The organism is Bartonella phoceensis (assembly GCF_902825145.1).
Lineage (GTDB): Bacteria > Pseudomonadota > Alphaproteobacteria > Rhizobiales > Rhizobiaceae > Bartonella > Bartonella phoceensis.
The window spans coordinates 126,299-151,206 of the sequence record NZ_CADEAD010000002.1; the positions used below are offsets into that span (position 1 = coordinate 126,299).

Consider the following 24,908-nt stretch of genomic DNA (forward strand, 5'->3'; position numbering starts at 1 on the left):
TCTTTTTGGCAAAAACTGTATCAAACCAGCACCAATCGGTCTATCATCAACACTATAGTGTTTAACCAAAGCAAGACCGTTCATCGACTCTATACAAAACGTCCACATCCCTTGCTTTAAAGCTTGCCTACTAAGAAATAACTCAAAAATTCAGGAAATATTTGAAAATAAGGTGGCCAGCATATGTTAAGTGAAAGCACGTTCTTGCATTCTTTTACTTTCCACTTTATTTTTGCTTTCACTTTTATTTGTTTGGTTCAAGTTTTTTCCTTTAAATCTTTTCTCCTGCATCACTTAAACCAGCAGCCACGGGATCAACAACAAGAAAACCAGAAGCAATGCAAATTTCTGGCACGGCTACTTTACTAAAGGGAATAAGCACAGTTTTGCCCGTATTCAAACGCATTTCAAGCAAATCACCAGCCCCAAAATTAAAAAAACCACTCACCTCGCCCAACATTTTACCAACACAATCCTGAACACGAAGCCCAATTAAATCAACTTGATAAAATTCATCCTCAGCCAAATCATCCATCAATTGATCACGAGCAACATAAAGGCGAATCCCTTTTAAGTTTTCAGCAGCATTACGATCTTCAATCCCTTTAAAATGCACAATCGCATTACTTTTTTGCATGCGAAGAGTTACAATTTCATAAGACTGCCCCATATCATCATAAAGGGTTCCATAAGCCTTTAAATTTTGTGGCTTATCACTTAAAATTTTAACCAAAATATCCCCTTTTGTACCATGAGCTGAACCAATAATGGCAAGATAGACTTTATTTTTAAGCTTTTTTTTACTATATTTCATGAAAAAATGTTGTCTCTCGAAAATGAAATTTTCAATTTCATAGTTTTCTACTCAATCTTGTTGCCATATCAGAAATTTTCCAAAAAGTCTTTCTTGGTAACAAAAGCAAATTAATTAAAAGGAGAAGTGTTATGGCAAATGTTATGCTGTTTTATAAAGATATCACCCCAATCAACAAAGTTTCTCATAAAAATCTGAAATTTGCGCCTCCAAGTGATATGTCCTTCGCCAAAGATACCCACTGGGTTCCTTTAGCAAGTAGTGAATATTTTCAAGCAGCATTAGATTATCCCATCTTGTTTATGTGTGCAGAAGATGAACAAAAGAAACGGCATTATACATCCGCTGCTCTTGTTGGTCTTTCGAACGATGAAAATGACTACATTTCTTCTGATAAAAGTTGGAAAACACATACTTATGTTCCAGCTTTTGTCCGCCGTTATCCCTTTGTTCTTGCCCAAATTAGCAATGAAAAAGAGCTTTCTGTTTGTTTTGATCAAAAATCAGGTATGTTTAATGAAGTTGCGGGTACAGAACTTTTTAATTCCGATGGCTCTATTTCTCCTTTTATGGAGGAACGTATTCGTTTTCTTGAAAGCTTTAAAATTGCTATGGAAAGAACTGCTGAATTTATTGACGCCCTTGTGGATATGGATCTTCTTAGTCAAAAATCCATCAATGTGAAAAACGACAAAGGTCTTTCAGCGCAATTAGAACATTTTTGGATTGTTGATGAAGAAAAGCTGAACAAACTCTCTGCAAGCCAACTTGCCAAACTTCATAAAAATGGCTTTTTGGGATTAATCTTTGCGCATCTTATGTCAACGAACAATCTTTTAAAAATACTCTCTCTAAAAGGTGAAAAGCAGCTTATCAATCGTGAAGAGCAACCGCAAAATGAAAAGAGTAAAGAACCTACAAAGAAAGAGACTCTCAATTAAGAAATGTCCATAAAAGATGACACGAGAAAAGATAAAAATGTTCCTCTCGTTCCAACAGATCATGCTATTTTAGCCGCACGAAAAAATTGGCTGGAGTGTCTGCTGCAAACACGTCGTATGGCCGTACAGACAGTACAGGCCTATGAACGTGATACACGGCAATTTTTGTCTTTTCTCTGTCAACATTTAGGCCATGAACCAACCTTTAGTGATCTCGCCAATTTACGCGTTATGGACTTGCGTGCTTATTTGGCTTATCGCCGTACGTACAATATAAGTGCTCGTTCTTTAAGCCGAGGGATAGCTGGTTTACGTTCTTTTTTCAGCTATTTATCCCGTGAAGGACTTGTTAACATCCCTGCTGCTAAACTAATCCGGACCCCAAAACACCCAAAATCATTGCCAAAACCTTTAACGGTAAAATCAGCACTGCATTTGGTCAAACCAGAAAATCAACAAGAAAATAAACCTTGGATCATCGCTCGTAACACAGCTGTTTTAATGCTTCTCTATGGCTGTGGAATGCGAATATCAGAAGCCTTAAGCCTCACACAAGAACAGTTTTCTGATCCCCAAAAAACAAGTTTATTTGTAACCGGAAAAGGCGGGAAAACGCGCCTTGTTCCTCTCATAAAAGTGGTTCATGAAGCTGTGCAGGATTATCTCAAATGCTGCCCTTATCCTTTACTAGATAACCAACCAATATTCCGCGGTGCCCGAGGTGGTCCCCTGCAACCAGCTATTATTCAACGCTCTATACGCGACTTACGTACGTATCTTGGTTTACCAGAAACCACCACCCCACACACACTACGCCATTCTTTTGCCACTCATCTTTTATCACGGGGAGGGGATTTACGTACTATTCAAGAACTTCTTGGTCATGCCTGTCTTTCTACCACACAAGTCTATACCCATGTTGATACAGACCACTTATTGGAAATTTATCAAAAAGCGCATCCCCGTTCTTGAAAAATTTTCCTGAATAGGACAATCAAACAGATTCAACTTCAAGTGCTAAAGCATGAACACAGGTTGCGAGCTCTTTTTGTAGAACTTGATAAATTGCGCGATGGATTTCCACACGTGTCATCCCTGAAAAAGAAGAAGACAGAATTTTCACGCGAAAATGCGTTTCTCCTTTACCATCAAAAGCATGTTCATCATGAGGATGCCCCTCATGAAGATGACTTTCGTTAATAACATCAAGTTTTTGCGGATGAAAAGCATCTTGGAGCTTTCTTTTGATTATTGTTTGAATTGTTGTAGACATACTTATTCCTTCATAAAATGAACGATGCAGTGTACTTTTCTCAGTATCAAATAAGTGTGAAAACAAATTTTTCAAAAGTCAATTCTTGTAAAATCGATTGATTTTGCATAAATCAAGAACATGACAATAACATCTAAATTATTCGATTCAATTCGTATAAGCTCTAATAAAAAACAAAAATCTAAACCAGAAGCACAACAGTGCCAATGGGAAGGGTGTGAAAAAGCGGCATCCCACAAAGCACCAGCGGGTCGAAATCACGAAGGTCAATATCTACACTTTTGCATCGAACATGTACGTTCCTACAATAAAAATTTTAATTACTTCTCTGGTCTTAGTGATAAAGATATAGCAAAATTCCAAAAAGATGCCCTTATAGGGCATCGCCCAACATGGCCTACTGATTTTAGCAATGGGACATCGAAAAAAACAGCTACCAACTATGCACAAATCCGCTCTGGTACAGCTGCCTATCAAAATCGGATGCGCGATCCATTCACACTGTTTACAAAACGCTATCCAACAAACAGCTCCTTACGAAGATTAAAACCCTTGGAAGCCAAAGCTTTTGATACCTTGGGGTTACCAGCAAATGCTTCAGCTGAAGATATTAAAACAAAATATAAAGAACTGGTAAAAAAGCATCATCCTGATTCCAATGGTGGCAATCGTTCTTCAGAAGAACGCTTTCGCGACGTTTTGCACGCCTATAATTTGCTTAAAAAGGCTGGTTGGTGCTGAGAAAGTATGTACCCTATAAAAACAGTTTTCTCGCTTGTGCCATCATTGTTTGCTTTCGCAAAATACCATAGAGTATAGAGCAAAGGATTTCTTTCATATCCAAGACTTTTATGATAGGGCATTGCATAAGTACTCTAACTTTAGTATCGTTTTTAATCAATAAAAATAAATAGCATCCTTCCCCTTCCAGTAAAACAATGACCAAAACGAATCTTACAGTTGAAAATGTACCCGATATTACACTCTGTGCCCGTGATGTGTTTCATATTGAAACGGATATGAAAATTCCTGCTTTTAGCATAAAGAGTCCCCATGTTCCTGATGTAGATCCTGATTATCTTTTTGATCAGCAAACAACTTTAGCGGTTTTAGCAGGTTTTACATTTAACCGCCGTGTCATGGTCTCTGGCTATCACGGCACAGGTAAGTCAACACATATTGAACAAGTTGCTGCACGTCTCAACTGGCCCTGTATCCGAATTAATCTCGACAGTCATGTCAGTCGTATTGATCTGGTAGGAAAAGATGCTATTGTTTTAAAAGATGGTTTACAAATTACTGAATTTAAAGAAGGCATTTTGCCATGGGCTTATCAAAATAATGTTGCTCTTGTTTTTGATGAATATGATGCAGGACGCCCTGATGTTATGTTTGTCATCCAACGCGTCCTTGAAGCCTCTGGAAGACTAAGCTTGCTTGATCAAAGTCGTGTTATTGCTCCTCATCCAGCATTTCGTCTTTTTGCAACTGCTAATACCGTTGGTCTTGGCGATACAACAGGGCTCTATCATGGTACACAACAAATCAACCAAGCTCAAATGGATCGTTGGTCGATTGTGACGATACTCAATTATTTACCCCATGATAAAGAGGTTGATATTGTTTGTTCAAAGGTTAAATTTTTTCAGACAACAGAAGGGAAAAAGACGATTTCACAAATGGTTCATGTTGCTGATATGGTACGTCAATCTTTTATCAATGGAGATCTCTCAACAGTCATGAGTCCGCGTACTGTTATCACTTGGGCAGAAAATACGACAATTTTTCAAAATGCTGGTTTTGCCTTTCGGCTTACCTTTCTCAATAAATGTGATGAACTCGAACGTGCCATGGTGGCAGAATTTTATCAACGCGCTTTTGGAGAAGAGCTTTCTGAATCACGCGTTCATGGTGTTTCGCCTTAAGGAATCTGTCAATCATGACCACCGATGCTGGCGACTACGACAAAAACCTAACCAACGACTCTTCCAACAATACTTTTGATGCTGAAACCTTTAAAAAAGCACTTTCCACCTGTATCCGCGCCATTGCTGGCACATCCAAGCTTAAAGTTTCCTTTAGCCATAACAGACCATCTTTGAATGAAAATTATGCACGTTTACCGGAATTGCCGCCCCACGCAACACATAAAGATATAACGGTTAGCCGCGGGTTAGGCGATTCCATGGCTCTACGTACCGTATGGCATGATAAGCGTATTCACAAACAATTGGCTCCTCCAGAAGCAGAAGCACGTGCAATCTTTGATACTCTCGAGCAAACGCGCGTTGAAGCAATCGGCACTTTAAGTATGGAAGGAATTGCACAAAATCTTGATGGAATGCTCGCCGATAAATATCAAAGAGCGCATTATGAAAAGATCAGTAGTCAAAGTGAAGCTCCTATCCAAGAAGCCATTGCACTTTTATTACGCGAAAAAACAACAGCACGCCCTCCCCCAAAAGAAGCAGGACCTGTATTAGAATTATGGCGTCAAGAAATCGAACAAAAAGCTGCCACGGAACTGAATGAACTAACCCACCATATTTACAACCAACATGCTTTTGCACGGGTTGTTCGTAAAATGCTTGTTTCGTTAAAAATGACTGCTCAGCTAGAAGAAACATCTGACAGTGAAAACAATAAAAAATTAAAAAGCGCGTGTGAACCTCAAAATCAAACAAAAAAGGAAAGCGAAAACCAAAAACACGCCAAAAGTGAAGAGCAAACAGCAACTGAAAAAGAAAGCGATGCACAAGACAACGGAAAAACTCAAGCAACACAATCAAATGGCAATGATCAAGCCGAAGAAGAACAACAAAGAAGCCCTTGGCAAGAAAAATCAAGCCAGTCCAAACGTCTTTCCACCATTTTAGAAAAAATGGATAAGCTTACTGATTATAAAGTTTTTACCCGTCAATTTGATGAAGTTTTGGAAGCAACGAACTTTTGTTCTGAAAGTGAATTGGATCACTTGCGTGGTTATCTTGATAAACAAATCAATCATCTCCAAAGCATTGTTGGGCGCTTAGCAAATCGCCTACAACGCCGCCTTATGGCACAACAAAATCGCAATTGGAATTTTGACCTTGAAGAAGGGTATCTCGATACAGCACGACTCCCCCGCCTTATCATTGATCCAATGCAACCGCTTTCTTTCAAAATGGAAAGCAATACCCACTTTCGTGATACTGTTGTTTCACTCCTCATTGATAATTCAGGCTCAATGCGAGGACGTCCCATTACTGTTGCAGCAAGTTGTGCAGATATTTTAGCACAAACGCTTGAGCGTTGTGGTGTCAAAGTTGAAATTTTAGGCTTTACCACAAAAACTTGGAAAGGTGGAAAATCACGCGAACAGTGGTTAAAGCAAAACAAACCCAATCAACCTGGACGCCTTAATGATTTGTGTCATATCATTTATAAAAGTGCTGATATTCCATGGCGCCGCGCACGGCGCAACTTAGGTCTCATGATGCAAGAAGGATTGTTGAAAGAAAATATCGATGGTGAAGCCTTAATTTGGGCGCACCAACGCCTTGTATCACGATGTGAACAACGTCGCATTCTCATGATCATTTCTGATGGAGCTCCTGTTGATGATTCGACACTATCGGTTAATTCCAGTAATTATCTGGAAAAACATTTACGCGCGGTGATTCAAGAAATCCAAACATATTCTCCTATAGAACTGATTGCCATTGGAATTGGTCACGATGTCACACGCTACTATCAACATGCTGTAACAATTATGAATGCTGAAGAACTTGCCAGCGCTATAACAAAACAATTAGAAGTGCTCTTTAGTGATAAAAAACACATCCTTAATAAAACTAAAAAAACTTTTTAAATCAGCAATATGATAACATGTTGTAATCTTGAAATATGCGGCTATACAAACTGGCACCATCACTATCTTTGCCAGCCCTCAATATTGCCAAAGATTTTCACATTTAAATGCTTCAAGAAAAGCATTTTTAGTTTTTTCTTTAAATGATTTTTACCCACACATCCCTATTTGTGACATACAAATGAACAATCTTTACTAACTTATGATGAGAGGGTTTGAAATCAGAGAATCTCGTTGGATTAGAGACTCTCATTCAAGTTGCAAAATGATAAATTATCATTATAAATCAATTCGTCATTATAAATAACATTATACTACATATACTGTTAAAATATTTCTCATACAAGACAAAGCAAACCTCTCCCACCTTTAAGAATAAGAATGGGGCACATAAATATTATTCTTTACTAACAAAAGCTGATTTATTTTTTGCATAATTTCTATAAAGAGGCAGTTTTACAGCTCTAAGGATTGTTCCGTAAGGAATCAACATACACAGACTCATAATAATTTTTACTAAAAAATCGCCAAAAGCAAGTAAGAGCCAAATTGGGATCTCAACCTCTCCTAAAACAGTATTCCCCGGGAGCGAACTATCGATATAACCTGTCATCTGATCGATAAAGGAAAAACAACTGGAAAAAGCAAGAGCAAAAAATAAAACCGTATCCAATGCTGAGCCAACCAATGCTGCTGCTAAAGGCGCCTTCCACCATGTTTTATGTCGTAAAGGAGTAAAAACCATAATATCAAGAAGTTGCCCAAATAAAAATGCCAAACTTGAAGCAATTGCAAGCCGCGGTGTTGCTAAAATCCAAGAAACAAAAATTCCCATAACAAACCCGGCATAGACTACACGGCGTGCAGCAGATGGACCATAAAAACGATTGGTTAGATCATTAACCAAAAAAGCAAAGGGATAGGTAAAAGCACCATAGGTTAAGAGATCATTCAAACCGAACCAGTAAACAGGATACTGAACCAAAATATTAGAAGCGGTCACAGCAAGACACATCGCTAAGATAGAAAAAGCAACATACTTTTTTTCTTTCTGTGCAAATAAAAGACCGTGTTCTGAAGACATTTCTTAAACCTAAGATACGGAAGGAATCACATACAACGATCAAAAAGCAGTAAACCCAAAAACACCACTTCCATAGAACGGAAACAAATAGCCAAGCCTTATCGTACCAAAGGCGATTATGCTGCTTGTTCAGCTTTTTTCTTAACGATTTGGCGCTTTAACAAACGGGCACGTTGTGACAATTCTTTATCATCGGCTTTAAGCAAGAAACCATCCAAGCCACCGCGATGCTCAACAGAACGCAAAGCACTTGCCGAAATACGCAAACGGTAATTTTTCTGCAAAACTTCCGAAATCAATGTCACATTGCAGAGATTTGGTAAAAAACGACGACGGGTTTTATTGTTTGCATGGCTAACATTATTGCCATACAGAACGGTTTTTCCTGTCAATTCGCAAGCACGAGACATAAACTTCACCTTTAAACTCTAAGAAACTCTCTAGTCCCAACACTTCCAAAACAAAATGAATAAAAAAACGCACAACACTACCTTGGACGATTGGGAAGTTGTGCTTTTAATAGGATGTCGATAGCAAAAGGTCAAGTCTTTTGTAAAGCCTTTTACATCCCTTATCGTTTCATTTTGCTATCTTTTTCCATAAAAGACGTACAAAATGTTTTTTTTCCCGCTCACCATGTTAAAAAGGCGTTCACCATTCTAAAAGGAAGCATAAATCATGAGCAAAATTGACCTCTCCATGACAGAGCTTCAAAAAAAACATAGCCGTTTTTCTTCACTTCTATTTGGTATGTTATGGGTGTGTTGTTTTCTTCTCTTTAGCGCACTAGGTATATGGCAAGTACAACGATTAAACTGGAAAGAAAATCTTATCAATAGTGCCAATCAGCGTGTTCATTTATCACCCATAAAAGCACCACCGCAAAATCAATGGGCACAACTTACTTTTGAAAAAGATGAGTATCGCCCTGTTATTATCACAGGAAAATTTTTAAAAAATAAAAATATTTTTGTCACTGCTGTTGCTCAAGACACTACAGGCTATTGGGTTTTGACCCCTTTACAAACAGCAGATAACACACTGACTTTTGTGAATCGTGGTTTTATCCCCATGGATGCACGCCATAGCTTTCAAAACGCAGAACAATCCCCCATGCGTGCACCACCTCATCAAGATTCTGCCATAGAAACAAAGCAAACTACAATTATAGGTTTGTTGCGCATGAGTGAAAAAAATGGCTTTTTTCCCCGCAAAAATAATCCTGACAAGAACTTATGGTACACGCGCGATCTCCCTGCCATGGCCCAAAAACTTGGTTTATCTACTGTTGCACCTTATTTCATTGATGCCGGGAAAAAAACGGCCCCACAAGCAACACTTCCCATAGCTGGTTTGACTATTGTGCATTTTCGAAATAATCACCTTGTCTATGCGATCACCTGGTTTATTCTAGCTGCTGGTGTTCTAGGAGCTTCTCTTTTTCTGCTACGGCAAAAAGACTAAAAAAGGTAAGGGATTCGTCCTCCAAAATATGATTGTTATAGTCTTGCTTTAAGAAGTATTCATCTCACAACAAAACACACTCTCATGGTGGTTATATTGAGAATTCCACCACCACGCTTATTTACTTTTTAAGAAACGACACACACCACGGTCATATATCATTCCCTATCATCCTCTTATACATGTTCTCTTCACCGAAGCAAAATAAAGAAAAAACGCCGCGCCACCCCTTTCCCCACAACAAAGCACCCTCTCAAACGCTATTCTTAAGAAAATCTAGAAAGACTTATAGGAATAACGCCGCGCAATTGAATCAATATTACCACGACAAATACCAAGATCATTAAGCTCATCTGTTGAAAGATGACTCAATGCATTAAGTGTCCGCCGATAACGGCGCCAATTACTGTAAGAACGCAGAATATTCATAACCTTCACCTAAACTTTGTTACTCTCTTTAAGGTATAAGGTAGAACAAAATATAAAAAAGAGTCGTGCTATAACTTCATGACAGATATGCACACACAACATGATAAGCTTATTTAAAATTTATCTCTTTCGAAACACTTTATCATTTAAAATTTGTTATTGGTGAAAATGCGGCAAATCTATAAAAATCATAGCTGAGCCATACACATCAAAAGTCACTATTGTTTCTTCATCACGCATGGATCCACCTGGTAGAAAAATTGCTGTTGCACCCACTTTAATAGCTACTCATAATCCCACCCAGTTACTACAAAAGAAGCCTACGAAACACTTATCTTGCTTGAAAAAACAACCACCAAAACCATTAATGACGAAAATGCCGCACACCTGTAAAAACCATAGCTAAACCATGTCTATCAGCAGCGGCAATCACTTCCTCATCACGCATGGATCCACCTGGCTGAATAACTGCTGTTGCACCCGCTTCAGCAGCTGCCAATAAACCATCTGCAAAAGGAAAAAAGGCATCTGATGCAACGACTGATCCTTTGGTGAGAACTTCCGCTAAACCTGCTCTCCTTGCACTTTCTTCAGCTTTACGCGCAGCAATTTTAGCCGAATCGATGCGACTCATTTGCCCCGCGCCAATTCCAACTGTCGCACTATTTTTTGCATAAACAATAGCATTTGATTTGACATGTTTTACCACACGAAAAGCAAATTGAAGATCACGCATTTCATCTTGACTTGGTGTCCGCTTTGTCATCACTTGTAATTTCAGATCATCAACCACCACATTATCACGCGACTGCACCAAAATCCCACCTGCAAGCGTTTTAGCAGTAAGCCCTCCACAACGCGGATCAGGAACACCGCCTGTTATCAGCAAACGAAGATTTTTTTTACTTGCTACAATTTCACGTGCCGCAATTGTCGCATCAGGAGCAATAATCACTTCCGTAAAAATTTTGACAATCTCTTCTGCACATTCTTCATCAAGGGGTTGATTTAATGCAACAATTCCACCAAACGCGGAAACATCATCACACATCAAAGCTTTCAAATAAGCCTCTTTTAAACTCGGTCCTTCAGCAACGCCACAAGGATTCGCATGTTTAATAAGAGCAACAGCAGCAGTTTTTTGTGGATTAAATTCTGCCACAAGTTCAAATGCCGCATCTGTATCGTTCATATTGTTATAGGAAAGTGCTTTACCCTGCAAAAGCTTAGCTGTTGCAACACCAAAACGTTTATCACTATTGCGATAAAATGCTGCCTTTTGATGTGGATTTTCTCCATAGCGCATCACATTTTCGAGATGTCCAGAAAAACTTTGCCAAGATGGTGTTTCAATTTTTAAATCCTTTGCAAACCATGTTGCTATCGCTGCATCATAAGCAGCCGTACGTGCATAAGCACGCATTGCTAACTGACGTCGCATAGAAAAACTTAAACACCCATCATGCTCCTTTAATTCAGAGAGAACCAAATCATAATCACTCACCGCTGTAACCACACCGGTATAAGCATGATTCTTTGCCGCAGCACGAATCATCGCTGGTCCACCAATATCAATATTTTCAAGAATAGTTTGTCCATCAGCTCCAGATTGAACCGTCTCTTCAAAAGGATAAAGATTCACTACTAAAAGATCAATTCCATGAATGCCATGCTGCTCCATAGCATTCTCATGGCTAGGGTCCTCTCTAACTCCCAAAAGAGCACCATGAATCAAAGGATGGAGTGTTTTGACACGCCCATCCATGATTTCAGGAAATCCTGTAATTTCAGCAACATCTTTAACCGGTAAACCAGCAGCCATTAAGGCTTTAGCAGTCCCTCCTGTGGAAATGAATTCAATACCGTAAGCGTGAAGCGCTTGTGCAAACGCAACCACACCCGTTTTATCGGAGACAGAGAGAAGAACACGACGGACCCGATGAAGATCAGGTATGGGAAATTTTTTTGCAACAACACCCATAAGAAAAATCCTAAAAGCGAAATGGTTAAAATCACGCAAAACAAGCTTGTGCATTTATAGCACACGCCGTTATCAAAATACACCGAAAGGATAAAGACTCTTTACTTTTTGCACCCAAAGAATAGTTCTTCTCTTATCCCTATTATAAAGGAGGAAACCACTACTCTCACTGACGGCGGATGAAGCGCCAACGAACCTTTTCTTTAAATGCAGGGCGAAAATATAAAACAATTTGTTGTGTGCGTTGCGGGCCTTTTAATGCCGTAAAGTCAATCGAATCTTCCAGACAAATATCAGCGTCAGGTGACATAAAATACCACTCTTGCCCATTGCCCACAGCTAAATGTACATACTCACCATCGTAGTTGACCCTCACTTGTGGATGAATATGAAATCGAACGGCAACATTATTGTGTTCACTTTCAGCTGTCTTATGTCTTTTTGAACGCTTCTCATTTGGCATAAAAAAACGATCAAAACCTTCGATCATTTCGCCATTTGTCGCTAAAATAAGACCACGCTCATGAATAAGATTAAAAGGTCGCACATAACCATTATGGCTGGCAATAAAGCCAGTTCTCTCAGAATCCTCTATACGGTGCACTTTAACATCCGTTGGCCCCTCAAGCAAAAGTGAAGCACTACCTTTCTTTTTTTTATGAAAAATGCCTACCGAACAATCATTAACCGTTGCTGTTGAATGGGCCGCAGTGACCCGCCCTAAATTTCGATATTCCTCACGCCCATAAGGATTAACACCGGTATTGATAATAAAGCGACTTCCCTGCGAAGACATTTCAAAAGACAAACACCCCGAACCAGCATGTTCCGCAGCAGAGCGTGGCGGAAACTTTCCTGTATCAGCAAGCACTGTTGTTTGATTAGCTTGTAAACGCTGAAACCCTGAATAACGTGCATAACTAAAAGGATTCCCTGCTGTTTCATCAAGTTTTAAAAGTGCCGATAAATGTTCGGGCACAAGAGGACCAACCCCATTAAAATGGGCCAATGTTTGATCTTCATGGATAAAAAACCGCAAAGCCGGCAACATACGTTCCACAGAATCAATGAGAATACGTGGTGCCGTTTCATTGCTGTGTATAAAAAGATGACGTAAAGACAATAAATCCGACAATAAGTTCAGCAAAATAACAGGACTACGCGAAATATGCCCCCCATCAACCAAGATCTGGCATGAAAGTTCTTCTCTGAGAATAGTTTGCACCTTTTTTTTCATAACCGCAGAAACAGGCAAAGCAAGAGAAGCGAATGTCAAAGCTACCGCTGCTTGTAAACGTTGATCATTGTTTTCCATACTAGCAATCGTTATGCGCAAATAACGAAATTGAAAACCAAGAGCACGTAAAAAGCGCTTTTCAAACCGCTCACTTGCCCCTTGCAACAGCATTTTCGAATGACAAATCCACGAAATTAACCGCCGTGCCACCACCGGTGCACTCCAGGCAAGCCCCTTTACTTTTTTGCCACCATGATCAAACCAATCTTCTAAGAGAAAACGCGCATGTGCCGTAGCTAAATCACTCTCTGCTGCTGCCATATGTCGCAACCAATGAAAATTATGAAGAGCACTTTCCCATTCTGGCGTTGGAGGAACCAACGAAAAAGGTGAAACAGCACCAGAATGAACGATATGACCAGCAAAAGCAAAACGACCATGATAAAATTCATGGGCCATCGTGGGATCAGCTAAATGCAAATCAAGAGGATACGCTAAAATTTTATGCGGGTGAAACCCCGAAAACCGCCAACAAAACAGTGGTCCAACCCATAAGCATCGTATAAATTGGCGTGCCTTATCCACAAAGTCCGACACCTTTACCTGAGGGCCTTTTACCGCAACTGCCACAATCTCATCTCCGTAACCACTGAATCGTGCACAATTTCGGCCATTTTAGTAAATGAACCGTTAAATTAAGCCACTTTCCGCAAGCGTGCTGCAAAAAAACCATCCATTCCTAAAAACACATTCTTCTCAGCATCAAAATTTTGCAGACAAAAATCTGCAGGGGTTGTTCGCAAAATCCCGGCAAAAGAAAGCAAATGCGGGATTGCCCCTACTTCCTCTAAACAAATAGGCTCTAAAATAACGTCGCCACGTACCGATAAAATTTTTTCAATAAGATCTTCCCCTTCTTCTCTTGCCAACGAACAATTGGAAAAAACAATGCGCCCCCCCTTCTTTACCAAAGTAATTGCTGCGATAAGCAAATCATATTGCAGCGCTGCCAATTTAACGATATCGTCCATTGATTTCGTCCATAAAATATCGGGATGACGACGGATCGTTCCTGTAGAAGAACAAGGAGCATCAAGAAGAACAGCATCAAAAAGCTGTTCGGGACGAAAATCTCTCACATCTCCCTGCCAAGTAGAAACTGAAAAATGAAGGCGCTCCATATTCGCTTTTAAACGCTTTATCCGGTTAGCAGAAAATTCAACCGCTGTTACGTCGGCCCCTTGCAAAGCCAATTGTGCTGTTTTTCCCCCAGGGCTTGCACAAAGATCAGCAACCCGTTTGTCCTGAATATTTCCAAGTAAACAAGCAGGCAATGCTGCAGCAAAATCCTGAACCCACCAAGCTCCTTCCTCATAACCTGGTAAATCAGCAACAGAACCATCTAAACTGCTCAATCGAACAGAACCGTTGGGCAAAACAACACCTCCAAGCCGTTTAGCCCATCCAACACTATCGGATTTGACCGTTAAATCGAGAGGGGGTGGAGTACTTTGAATTGCTAAAATCTGTTCAGCTTTTTCTTTTCCATAAGTTGAAACCAAAAGCTTACCAAACCATGCCGGAATCCCTTCAATGCTGGGGACCTGTTGACACAACACATCAGCCTCACGTGCAACATTGCGCAAAAGAGCATTGACCATCCCTGAAAACCGGCCCATACGGGGATCAAGCTTAGCCACACGTACAGCCAAATCAATAGCAGCATGATCGGGGATATTAAGGTACAGAATTTGTGCCACACTGATATGCAAAAGATGCTGAAGTGAAAGTGCTTGTAAAGGCAAAGGACGCGTTAAAAAGCGTGATAAAGCTCCTATAATCTGCCCTCGATGACGCAACGCCGCTGCCAAAATAGCGCGACACAACGAACGATCTCGCTGTGAAAGTCCTAAATATTGCGGATGTCCATGTTCGTTATCGGTCAAACCCGAAAGGGACGCGTGCTTATTAAGTATCGCCCCTAAAAGACGAACGCATACCTGCCGAACAACTAGTCCTGGAACATTTTTTTCGGACACACGACCCGCATTCCCGTGTTTCAAAGCAACACCTTTATTCTCTTAAGAGTTCTATGATCAAGACTTTTTTGAACCTTCATAACGAAGCCAAGAAGGGCGTTTTGTAACGTGCTGAAAAGCACTCTTTCCCTGTTTATCTGATATACTGGTCTGCGCATTAAGCTCTAGACCTCCATAATCTAAGCCCCTGCTTTTTTCATGCAAACCACCTTCTTCACTCCATCCCATGCTCTCGATCATTTTTCCCTTCATCTCTTCAGCTTGCCGATAAAGAGCAGCAATACGATTTGCCGTTGCTGGATGTGTCGAAAAAAGGCTATCAGCTCCTTCACCGCTCAAGGGATTAATAATAAACAGATGTGCTGTTGTTGGATTATGTTCTGCCTCTTCATTGTATACTCTACGTCCACCATCGGCAATTTTACGCAATGCCGAAGCCAACCATAAAGGATTACCACATATTTCCGCCCCCCGGCGATCAGCAGCATATTCACGCGTGCGACTAATAGCCATCTGCACCAGCATCGCTGCAAAAGGTGCCACAATCAGAGCTATGATTCCACCAATCCCCCCTGCACCATGAGAACGTTCTGAAGAATTACGCGGTCCCCCCATAAAAAAAGCGAAATTACCAAGCATTGAAATTGCTCCTGCAATCGTTGCTGTCAAAGTCATTGTTAACGTATCACGATGTTCAATATGTGCGAGCTCATGTGCCATAACACCGGCAATTTCTTCTGCACTTAACTGCTTTAACAACCCTGTACTTGCAGCAACAGCTGCATTTTGAGGATTGCGTCCCGTAGCAAAAGCATTCGGTTGTGCACTTTCAATAACATAAATTTTTGGTTGAGGAAGAGAGGCTTTCCTGGCTAAATCGCTTACAATCTTATAATAAACTGGTGACGAATCTTGATCAACTTGGCGCGCACCATACATGCGTAAAACGATTTTATCCGAATTCCAATAAGAAAAAAGATTGATTCCACTTGCCATCAAAAGCGCAAAGATCATGCCACTGCCCCCTCCAACAAGATAACCAACTCCCATAAAAAGAGCAGTCATAAAAGCCAAAAGCATTGCTGTACGCATTATATTCATTTCTCAAAAAACTCCATGATAAAATACAATCAATATTATATGATGGGGTTTTCTTTCTGCTTCTTCAATGGAATAGGTGTAAAATGGATAAAAAAGACGAGAAAATAAGCGAACAAAATGTGAGCACTGTTAATAAACAGCCACTCCTCTCTCCTGCAGCACAACGCGCCTTACACGAAGCTGCAGAAAGGCGTAAAAATGAAAAAAATGAAGAAAAACCTTTAGAAAATGGTGGACGCGGCGGCAAAGACCCCTCACGCTACGGAGACTGGGAAATTAAAGGCCGCGCCATTGATTTCTAAAAAACCAACGTTGACTTAAAAAATCAGATTTTTTTAAAGAAGATCCATTTTTTATCGACAAAAACGGATAACAATCGTTCTTCTTTATAAAATTTATAAAAGCTTTTGAAGATGCATTTGATTAGATTTCAGAATCATTATGCTTCTTCTGCTATTGCAGCAGCGGCTTCTTCAGCGGCTTGTTTTGCAGCAGCTATGCGTTCTTGTGCTTTTTTGCCAGGTTCACCTTTTTGTGGATTATTGCGGGTTGGACGTTTCTTTAAGCCAACCGCATCCAAAAATCGTAAAACGCGATCTGTTGGCTGAGCTCCTTGATCAAGCCAATATTGGATACGCTCTTCATCAAGTTTTACACGTGGTCCATCTTTAGGCAACATTGGGTCCCATGCACCAACACGTTCAAGAAACCGTCCATCACGCGGACTACGCACATCCGCAACAACAATGTGATAGTAAGGACGCTTTTTTGAACCTCCACGGGACAAACGAATTTTTAATGCCATATTTTATCTCCTATTCTCAGTCCTGGCTTTCGTCTAAATTGATTTGTTTTGTTTTTGTTCTTGAGCAATCACCTCATGGTTATGCACAACCTCTTCAATGACAAACTTTAAAAATTTTTCAGCAAAATCTGGATCGAGATGACTATCTATAGCCAATTGCCGCAACCTGGCGACTTGATGCTGCTCACGCAGAGGATCGACTGTAGGCAAATCATAACGCGCTTTTAAGTATCCTACAGCCTTCGTACAACGAAAACGCTCTGCCAAAATATGAATCAAAGTTGCATCAAAATTATCAATAGATACCCGTAAATGCGCTAATTCATCCAATATTTTTTCCTGCATCATACCTCCTTCCCTCTTCGCATCTTATTTTTTCTTGGGACGCTGAGGAAAATTTCCCCTATCGGCAATGCCACTGGAAAGACCAGGCAATGGAGACCCACGCCCTGGGAGACCAGGGAGGACCTTTCCTCCATTACCACTTTCAATTTGTTTTTGAAGTGTTGAGAGTTGCTTTGAATCAAACCCTGATAAATCAGGCAAGGCTCCGGGATCTCCACCAACAGCTCCCATACCACCAAACCCCATCTTAGAACCAAGCCCTCCTAACATTTTCCCCATCAAACCACTTTTGCCTTTACCTCCAATGGCTTTGACCATATCAGCCATTTGACGATGCATTTTTAACAGCTTATTAATATCAGCAGCACTTGTACCAGAACCCTTAGCAATTCGCTGTTTACGGCTATGTTTCAGCAGCTCTGGATTGGCGCGCTCAAAAGGCGTCATTGAGGAAATAATAGCCAATTGACGATTAAACAAACGGTCATCAAGACCTGCAGCAGCAATCTGATCTTTTACCTTACCCAAACCAGGTAACATTCCCATAATGCTACCCATCCCCCCAAGTTTTTTCATTTTCTGCAACTGTTCTGCTAAATCATTGAGATCGAATTTTCCAGCCTGCATTTTTCTTGCAAAAGCGGCGGCTTTTTCATGATCCATCGTTTCAGCGGCCTTTTCCACCAAAGAAACGATATCACCCATTCCAAGGATACGATCAGCAATACGACGCGGATGAAATTCTTCTAAAGCGTCTATTTTTTCACCGATTCCGATTGCCTTAATTGGCTTGCCCGTAACAGCACGCATGGAAAGGGCCGCACCACCGCGGCCATCACTGTCCATACGTGTTAAAATAATTCCTGTAATTCCCACCCGCTCCTCAAAAGAACGGGCAAGATGAACAGCATCCTGACCTGTAAGACTATCAGCAACCAACATAATTTCATGAGGAAGGGAGCAAGCTTTAATTTCAGCCAATTCAAGCATCAAAGCTTCATCAATATGGTTGCGGCCTGCTGTATCAAGAATGAGGACATCATAACCACCCAACTTGGCTGCTTGTACCGCACGTGTTGCAATATCAACGGGAGGTTGCCCAGCAATAATAGGCAGACTTGCAAGTTTTGCCTGTTCTCCTAATTGGCGTAGTTGTTCCTGTGCCGCAGGACGACGTGTATCCAATGACGCCATGAAAACTTTTTTGTTATTTTTATCTGTGAAACGCTTGGCAAGCTTTGCTGTTGTTGTTGTTTTTCCGGAACCTTGCAAACCAACCATCATAATAACAACAGGCGCAGGTGCATTTAAATCACTCAGAATGCCTTCATTTCCAAGAATATGAACCAATTCATCATGAACAATTTTAACCACCATCTGGCCAGGTTTAATTGATTTAATAATTTTGGCTCCAACAGCTTTTTCACGAACCCTATCAGTAAAAGAACGCGCGACATCAAGTGCAACATCGGCTTCCAATAAAGCGCGACGAATTTCACGCAGCGCCTCTGCCACATCCTGATCCGACAAAGCTCCACGCCCTGTCAAATGAGAGAGTATGGAACCAAGCCGCTCTTGTAAGGATTCAAACATTCTCTACCTCATTACTACATAACACACGAACCAAAGTGACACCCGAGAACGCACCGCGCCGTCGGATGTTGACCTCTGAGATCTCTTTATACCCTTAAAATGGGGTCTCAGTCGGTGGCTCCAAGTTAATCTTGTCACTGAAAGCTCATTCTTTCAAACAATAAAACCCTACATTTGTCAATATTTATCATACAATATCTTTAAAAGATAATAAATGTTATACTTCATTCTCCCCAACCTCAACACGCACAAAACAACCTGTTTCCTGCTCTATATTCCATAATTCACCACTTGAAATATCAAACCAAACCCCATGTAATGTCAAAATACCCTGATCTTTGCGTATTTTTATCCACGGAAATGTCTCTAAATTCCTCAATGAATAGTGTATAGAAAGCTGTTCTAATGCAGTCTGCTGCTCTGGCACGGTTAGTAATTTATCGCCAACAATGCTTTGCGCTGCTGGTACTAAAGAGTTTATCCATTGACCAATAAAATCCTTTGAAGATAAAGACATGCACGTTCCTTGCAGAACAGTGCTTACCCCCCCACAATGCGCATGACCAAAAACAACAATATGCTTAACCTCAAGCAATTGCACGGCATATTCAATTGCTGCCGATGTTGCATGACATTGGCTATCAGGAGAAAAAGGAGGAACCAAATTTGCCATATTGCGCAAGGTAAAAATTTCGCCTGGCTTAGTATCAAAAACTGTTTCTGGTACTACCCGCGAATCACAACAAGCAATGACCAAAACTTCAGGCTTCTGTCCTTCAAGCGCCAATTGTTGATAATGTGCTGTTTTATATGAAAAATGATTTATTATAAAAGATTGGTAACCATTTACAAGTCTTTCAGGCAAACGCGTCATTCTCTTTTTGCTTTCATTTTGTACATTTTAAAGAACAAAATATTAACATAAAAAATACTAAAAATTCCTTCTTAATTGACGCAAAATTTCTCCTTAAACTGAATTAAATATCACTACAAAATGGCAACAACCAGTTTATCTGCTCCAAATAAATAACTATTCCCTGCAACAAGAAGGTGATACACTAGAAAGAATAGTATAAAGATACGTTCCTATGAAAAAAGAGCACCAAAAACAAAAAAGGGAAAATCACTGTGTTACAACAACAAACATCAGAGGCAAAAAGCAATCAAAATAAAATAGAACAAATCCTTTTTTCTCATACCGATAAAGAAGATCTTATCCGTTACGAAGACAAAGAGCTCCAAAAAGCCACTGCTATCGCCATTGAGGCTTTTAATCTTTATAAGGCAGGAAAAAGTATCATTTGTTTTGAAAAAAATTTAACCCGTAACAACAAACCTATAACGGTTATCACGCTTATTAATGATAATAAACCCTTCCTCCTTGATTCTATTTTGAATGTCTTTAATCAACATAAAAACCATATTTATTTGATTGCCCACCCTGTTCTTGATTGTGCCTCCGGGCAACGCATCAGTCTGATGCAAATCCATATAGAATCCCTAAGCGAAAAACAAATAGAGAAGCTCAAAGAGGAACTTATCTTAGTTCTTGAACAGGTCAATGCCGCTGTACAAGACTGGCAACCTATGCTTGAAGAAGTTAAAAAGCATATCTATGCTTATCAAACACACCTCCCATCAAATTATAAACAGGAAGGTGAAAAAGCCATTGAATTTCTCAATTGGTTGATGGACGATAATTTCATCTTTCTCGGCATGCGCAGTTATGATTTTAACAAAAACCAAGGCCCCACCAAAGCCTTTACAGCCAACAATATTGAATTGGGTATTCTCACCGATGCCTCTATTCGTATTATTGGAGATGCACACGTGGAAGAACCTCCCCAAGAAATCCTCTCCTTTATGGAAAGTGAGAACCTGTTTATTGTCACAAAAGCCAACAGCCGCTCAAAAATTCACCGTTCTGTTTGGCTCGATTATATTGGTCTTAAAATCTTTGATAAAGAAGACAAACTGTGTGGAGAATTGCGCATTGTAGGGTTGTTTACCTCTTCAGCTTATACACGCTCTGTTTTGCAAATTCCTTTCTTAAAAGAAAAAGCCAAAACCATTATTCAACGGCTTGGATACAATCGTGCAGACTATTCTGGAAAAGCCCTTGTCAGTGTTTTAGAAACCTATCCAAGAGATGAAATGTTTCGTTCCGACATTGATACATTAACAGAAAATGCCAAACTTATCCTACAACTAGACGAACGTCCACGTTTGCGGGTTCTTGCACATACGGATTCTTTTGGACGCTTTGTTTCTATACTTGCCTATGTACCGCGTGATCAATACAGCAGCAACATTCGCGAAAAAGTTGGTGAATGTTTTGTTGAACTTTACAAAGGCGATTTTTTTGAATCCTATCCGCTGTTTTTGGAAAGTACTCTTATACGTGTCTACTACATCATCCATCGCAAGGTAGGTGAAAGTGTTCCTCTTATCGAGCGTACCACGCTTGAACACCATGTGCGTTCTATTGCACGGAGTTGGGAAGAGTGTGTTCAAACCATAGCACTTACTGGTAAAACAACAGAGCAACAAACGCGTTTGGCTAGTCAATTTCCCAACAGCTATCGTGACTTATTTTCCGCTAAAAACGCCATCGAAGATGCCGGACATATTTTAAGTCTTCATGATCAAAAGCCACTTTTTGTTACTTTTTACCATACAAATAACAAAGAAAAACGAAACATTTCTCTCCGGCTCTTTCACCGTCATGAAGCGCTCGCCCTTTCCAAGCGTGTACCACTTCTTGAAAATATGGGGTTTCGGGTTATTGCTGAACAAACACTTGAGTTACCCGATGGCAACGGACAATCTGTATATCTTCATGATATGCAACTAGAAAGTGCTTTCCAACTCTGTATTGATTTCGAAAAAAATGGTCAAAAGCATGCCGAAACATTTGAAGCCATTTGGTCTCAAGATTCTGACAATGATGCCTTTAATGCTCTAACCCAAACCGCTGAACTTGATTGGCGTGAAATTGTTATTTTGCGCCATTATGGACGCTATCTCCAACAAGTTGGAATTCCTTATTCACAAGACCGTGTAGCCCAAACTTTAAACGCCTATCCTGACATTACACAAGACCTTTACACTTTATTTCATTTGAAATTTCATCAAAGCCATACAGGAAAAGAGCGAGAAAAAAAACAACAGATTATTCAAAGGCGCATTGAAGAAAAATTACAGAATGTATCAGGTTTAGATGATGATCTTATCTTACGTCGTTATCGTAATCTTATCGATGCAAGTTTACGAACCAATGCATTTTCCCCTCTTAGCAATGGTAATCCACGGCGTATTTTAGCAACCAAGCTAGATCCACGCCAAATTGAAGGTCTTCCTGAACCACGTCCTTATCGAGAAATTTTTGTTTATGGACCAGAGGTTGAAGGGGTTCATTTACGCTTTGGACCTATCGCTCGTGGCGGAATCCGTTGGTCTGATCGTGCCCTCGATTACCGCACTGAAGTGCTCAGCTTAGTCAAAGCCCAACAGGTTAAAAATGCCGTTATTGTTCCTGTTGGCGCAAAAGGCGGGTTTTATCCGCACCGCCTTCCCCAAACCAATGATCGTGCCATAATCATAGAAGCTGCACGACAAGCTTATATTGACTTTATCACAGCTTTGCTCTCCATTACTGACAATTTGGTGAATGATAAAATAAGTGCTCCTCACGATATCATCTGCCATGATGGCGATGACCCCTATTTTGTTGTTGCTGCGGACAAAGGTACAGCAACATTTTCCGATACAGCCAATGCTCTCAGCCAAGCAAATAACTTTTGGCTTGATGATGCTTTTGCCTCTGGAGGTTCTGCAGGCTATGACCATAAAGAAATTGGAATTACAGCTAAAGGAGCGTGGGAAGCCGTTAAAAGACATTTTCGAGAATCTTTTAATCACGACATTCAAACAACCCCTTTCACCTGTGTTGGTGTTGGTGACATGTCTGGCGATGTTTTCGGCAATGGCATGCTTCTTTCCAAACAAACAAAACTTATCGCTGCCTTTGATCACCGCGATATCTTTATCGATCCAGATCCAAACATAGCTGAAAGTTACGCAGAACGGCTACGCCTCTTCCAACTGCCTCGTTCAAGTTGGCAAGATTACGACCAAACAAAACTTTCAAAGGGCGGTGGTATTTTTTCGCGCACAATGAAAACCATTACGCTTTCACCTGAAGCAGCACAGGCTATTGGTTTCGAGAAACAAATAGGAACCCCCTTTGAAATTATCTCTGCACTGCTCAAAGCACCTGTTGATCTTTTATGGTTCGGCGGTATTGGTACTTATATTCGTGCAACAACAGAAACAGATGCACAAGTAGGAGATCGTGCAAATGACGCATTACGCATTCCTGGTGAACAAGTTCGTGCAAAAGTGATTGGTGAAGGAGCTAATCTTGGCGTTACACAACGTGGACGGATTGAATATGTCTTAAATGGCGGGCGATGTAACACGGATGCCATTGATAATTCGGCAGGTGTTAATTGTTCAGATGTTGAAGTTAATATCAAAATTGTTCTAGCGTCAGCATTGCGTGCAAAGACGCTTACCCGCGAAGCACGCAATGAACTCTTGAAAGAAATGACTCCACAAGTTGAGCAATTAGTCCTACGCAACAATTATTTACAACCCCTTGCTCTTTCTTTAGCTGAAAGCCAAAGCATTGTTGATCTGCCTTATCAAATCCGCTTTATGCATGATTTGGAACAGAAAAAACTCCTCAATCGTAGAGTTGAAATTCTCCCTGATGAACAAATTTTGCGGCAAAGAATAACACAAGGACAGGGGCTTATGCGTCCAGAGCTTGCTGTTATTTTAGCATATGCTAAATTAACCCTAAAAGAAGAAATCGCTCACAGCTCCATTGTTGATGATCGTTATTTTGATACAATCTTGTTGCACTATTTTCCAACGCAACTTCAAACAAACTTTAAGAAAGAAATCATTAATCACCAGTTGCGTCGTAATATTATTGCAACAGTACTTGCCAATGATATTGTCAATCGTGGTGGGCCTACTTTTGTTAGTCGGCTACAAGACGCAACAGAACAAAAGGTCGAAAATATTATTCGTGTTTTCATCACACTGTGCGACAGTTTTGAAATATCGCAATTGTCTGATCAAATTGATAAGCTTGATAATAAAATACCCGGTCTTGTCCAAAATAAATTCTACGCAGCCATTACTTCAATGCTCTTTGAGACAACAAATTGGGGGTTGCGCAATATGGATTTCTCGACCCCATTAGAAGAACTTGTAAAAACAATAAAACAAGCCCGTATTGTTATTGAAAAACTGCTTACGCAGTCCAACGATAAAGATATCAAACAAAAGGTTAAAGAAAAGGCGATATATTATAGCGAAGAAGGAGCGCCAGAAACTTTAGCAAAGCAATTGGCTCTTTTGGAAGTTGCTCCAATAATTTGTGATATTTCTTTGATTGCAAAACAAAGCTACAGCGACCTTACCAAAACTGCAGAGATCTATTTCTCACTTGCGCAAATCATTCGTATAAACCGTATGAATGAAGCAAGCCGAACAATTCCTATACTGGATTATTATGATAGTATGGCCTTAAGCCAAGCTAAAGAAAATATCGCCGAAAGCTTACGAAAAATTGTTATGAAAATCTTGAAAAATTATGGAGCAAAAGAGGATCCATTTGCAGCCTGGAGTAAAACAAAAGAAGACCAAATTCACAATGTAACAAATCGTATTGGTGCTCTTATTGAAAATGATCTCAACATTTCTCGTTTTGCTTTTGCAGCAGGGTTGATTGCACAAATCCAAAACACGGTCTTTTAGACTTATAGCTGTGCAAAATGGCTAAGTTTTAAAAATTTTGTTTTGCCTCCCACAGGTAATCAACAAAGGAAAAGTGGCGATGTTATTTCTATTTTTAGACAGAGTAGCCAAAACAATCTC

Annotated in this window: 21 protein-coding genes; 8 read left to right on the top strand and 13 right to left on the bottom strand. The window is 40.2% G+C overall.

Annotation, left to right across the window (positions count from 1 at the left end):
* Positions 1-271 precede the first annotated feature (271 nt).
* Positions 272-814 (bottom strand): ribosome maturation factor RimM, encoded by a 543-nt coding sequence (rimM, locus tag J7R07_RS02780; protein ID WP_208435421.1) that lies wholly within the window; start codon positions 812-814, stop codon positions 272-274.
* 131 nt (positions 815-945) lie between these two features.
* Between rimM and J7R07_RS02785 the strand changes: the two genes are divergently transcribed.
* Positions 946-1,755 (top strand): SapC family protein, encoded by an 810-nt coding sequence (locus J7R07_RS02785; protein WP_208435422.1) that lies wholly within the window; start codon positions 946-948, stop codon positions 1,753-1,755.
* Between the two features lie 3 nt (positions 1,756-1,758).
* Positions 1,759-2,727 (top strand): tyrosine recombinase XerC, encoded by a 969-nt coding sequence (locus tag J7R07_RS02790; RefSeq protein ID WP_208435423.1) that lies wholly within the window; start codon positions 1,759-1,761, stop codon positions 2,725-2,727.
* A 22-nt stretch (positions 2,728-2,749) separates the two neighbouring features.
* Here J7R07_RS02790 and J7R07_RS02795 read toward each other — a convergent pair whose 3' ends face one another.
* The gene (locus tag J7R07_RS02795; RefSeq protein WP_208435424.1) at positions 2,750-3,028 is read right to left on the bottom strand and encodes a BolA family protein; all 279 of its coding nucleotides are present in this window, start codon (positions 3,026-3,028) and stop codon (positions 2,750-2,752) included.
* Between the two features lie 120 nt (positions 3,029-3,148).
* Here J7R07_RS02795 and J7R07_RS02800 point away from each other — a divergent pair, with 120 nt between their 5' ends.
* From J7R07_RS02800 to cobT, 3 genes are all read left to right on the top strand, one after another.
* Positions 3,149-3,769, top strand: coding sequence for a J domain-containing protein (locus J7R07_RS02800; protein ID WP_208435425.1), 621 nt, complete (start codon positions 3,149-3,151; stop codon positions 3,767-3,769).
* A 197-nt stretch (positions 3,770-3,966) separates the two neighbouring features.
* The gene (gene cobS, locus J7R07_RS02805; protein ID WP_208435426.1) at positions 3,967-4,953 is read left to right on the top strand and encodes a cobaltochelatase subunit CobS; all 987 of its coding nucleotides are present in this window, start codon (positions 3,967-3,969) and stop codon (positions 4,951-4,953) included.
* Positions 4,954-4,967: 14 nt separating this feature from the next.
* Positions 4,968-6,878: a cobaltochelatase subunit CobT gene (gene cobT / locus J7R07_RS02810; RefSeq protein WP_208435427.1), complete on the top strand. Its 1,911-nt coding sequence runs from the start codon at positions 4,968-4,970 to the stop codon at positions 6,876-6,878.
* 397 nt (positions 6,879-7,275) lie between these two features.
* Here the strand turns inward: cobT and J7R07_RS02815 are convergent, their stop codons facing one another.
* Together J7R07_RS02815 and rpmB are read right to left on the bottom strand one after the other, a co-directional pair.
* Positions 7,276-7,962: a VUT family protein gene (locus J7R07_RS02815; protein ID WP_208435428.1), complete on the bottom strand. Its 687-nt coding sequence runs from the start codon at positions 7,960-7,962 to the stop codon at positions 7,276-7,278.
* Between the two features lie 116 nt (positions 7,963-8,078).
* Positions 8,079-8,372 carry a 50S ribosomal protein L28 gene (rpmB, locus tag J7R07_RS02820; protein ID WP_208435429.1) on the bottom strand — a complete coding sequence of 98 codons (294 nt, stop codon included), beginning with the start codon at positions 8,370-8,372 and terminating at the stop codon, positions 8,079-8,081.
* A gap of 268 nt (positions 8,373-8,640) precedes the next feature.
* Between rpmB and J7R07_RS02825 the strand changes: the two genes are divergently transcribed.
* Positions 8,641-9,426: an SURF1 family protein gene (locus J7R07_RS02825; RefSeq protein ID WP_208435430.1), complete on the top strand. Its 786-nt coding sequence runs from the start codon at positions 8,641-8,643 to the stop codon at positions 9,424-9,426.
* A 276-nt stretch (positions 9,427-9,702) separates the two neighbouring features.
* On the opposite strand, the gene J7R07_RS02830 is transcribed toward J7R07_RS02825, so the two are convergent.
* From J7R07_RS02830 to htpX, 5 genes are all read right to left on the bottom strand, one after another.
* Positions 9,703-9,855, bottom strand: a complete 153-nt coding sequence (locus J7R07_RS02830; RefSeq protein WP_208435431.1) for a DUF1127 domain-containing protein — start codon at positions 9,853-9,855, stop codon at positions 9,703-9,705.
* Positions 9,856-10,219: 364 nt separating this feature from the next.
* Positions 10,220-11,836: a bifunctional phosphoribosylaminoimidazolecarboxamide formyltransferase/IMP cyclohydrolase gene (gene purH, locus J7R07_RS02835; protein ID WP_208435432.1), complete on the bottom strand. Its 1,617-nt coding sequence runs from the start codon at positions 11,834-11,836 to the stop codon at positions 10,220-10,222.
* A gap of 166 nt (positions 11,837-12,002) precedes the next feature.
* On the bottom strand, positions 12,003-13,703 hold the full coding sequence (locus tag J7R07_RS02840; RefSeq protein ID WP_208435433.1) for a heparinase II/III family protein: 1,701 nt from the start codon (positions 13,701-13,703) through the stop codon (positions 12,003-12,005).
* Between the two features lie 65 nt (positions 13,704-13,768).
* Complete coding sequence (locus J7R07_RS02845) at positions 13,769-15,136, bottom strand: RsmB/NOP family class I SAM-dependent RNA methyltransferase (protein WP_208435434.1); 1,368 nt, start codon at positions 15,134-15,136, stop codon at positions 13,769-13,771.
* Positions 15,137-15,169: 33 nt separating this feature from the next.
* On the bottom strand, positions 15,170-16,213 hold the full coding sequence (htpX, locus tag J7R07_RS02850) for a zinc metalloprotease HtpX (RefSeq protein ID WP_208435435.1): 1,044 nt from the start codon (positions 16,211-16,213) through the stop codon (positions 15,170-15,172).
* Between the two features lie 83 nt (positions 16,214-16,296).
* Here htpX and J7R07_RS02855 point away from each other — a divergent pair, with 83 nt between their 5' ends.
* Entirely contained in the window at positions 16,297-16,515 is a 219-nt protein-coding gene (locus J7R07_RS02855) for a DUF1674 domain-containing protein (RefSeq protein ID WP_208435436.1), read from the top strand.
* Positions 16,516-16,652: 137 nt separating this feature from the next.
* Here the strand turns inward: J7R07_RS02855 and rpsP are convergent, their stop codons facing one another.
* From rpsP to J7R07_RS02875, 4 genes are all read right to left on the bottom strand, one after another.
* Positions 16,653-17,018, bottom strand: coding sequence for a 30S ribosomal protein S16 (rpsP, locus tag J7R07_RS02860; RefSeq protein ID WP_208435437.1), 366 nt, complete (start codon positions 17,016-17,018; stop codon positions 16,653-16,655).
* A 33-nt stretch (positions 17,019-17,051) separates the two neighbouring features.
* Positions 17,052-17,366, bottom strand: coding sequence for a chorismate mutase (locus J7R07_RS02865; RefSeq protein ID WP_208435438.1), 315 nt, complete (start codon positions 17,364-17,366; stop codon positions 17,052-17,054).
* A 21-nt stretch (positions 17,367-17,387) separates the two neighbouring features.
* Positions 17,388-18,956 carry a signal recognition particle protein gene (gene ffh, locus J7R07_RS02870; protein ID WP_208435439.1) on the bottom strand — a complete coding sequence of 523 codons (1,569 nt, stop codon included), beginning with the start codon at positions 18,954-18,956 and terminating at the stop codon, positions 17,388-17,390.
* Positions 18,957-19,173: 217 nt separating this feature from the next.
* Entirely contained in the window at positions 19,174-19,830 is a 657-nt protein-coding gene (locus tag J7R07_RS02875) for a carbonic anhydrase (RefSeq protein WP_208435440.1), read from the bottom strand.
* Between the two features lie 254 nt (positions 19,831-20,084).
* On the opposite strand from J7R07_RS02875, the gene J7R07_RS02880 reads away from it, so the two are divergent.
* Complete coding sequence (locus J7R07_RS02880; protein ID WP_208435441.1) at positions 20,085-24,788, top strand: NAD-glutamate dehydrogenase; 4,704 nt, start codon at positions 20,085-20,087, stop codon at positions 24,786-24,788.
* Positions 24,789-24,908: the final 120 nt, after the last annotated feature.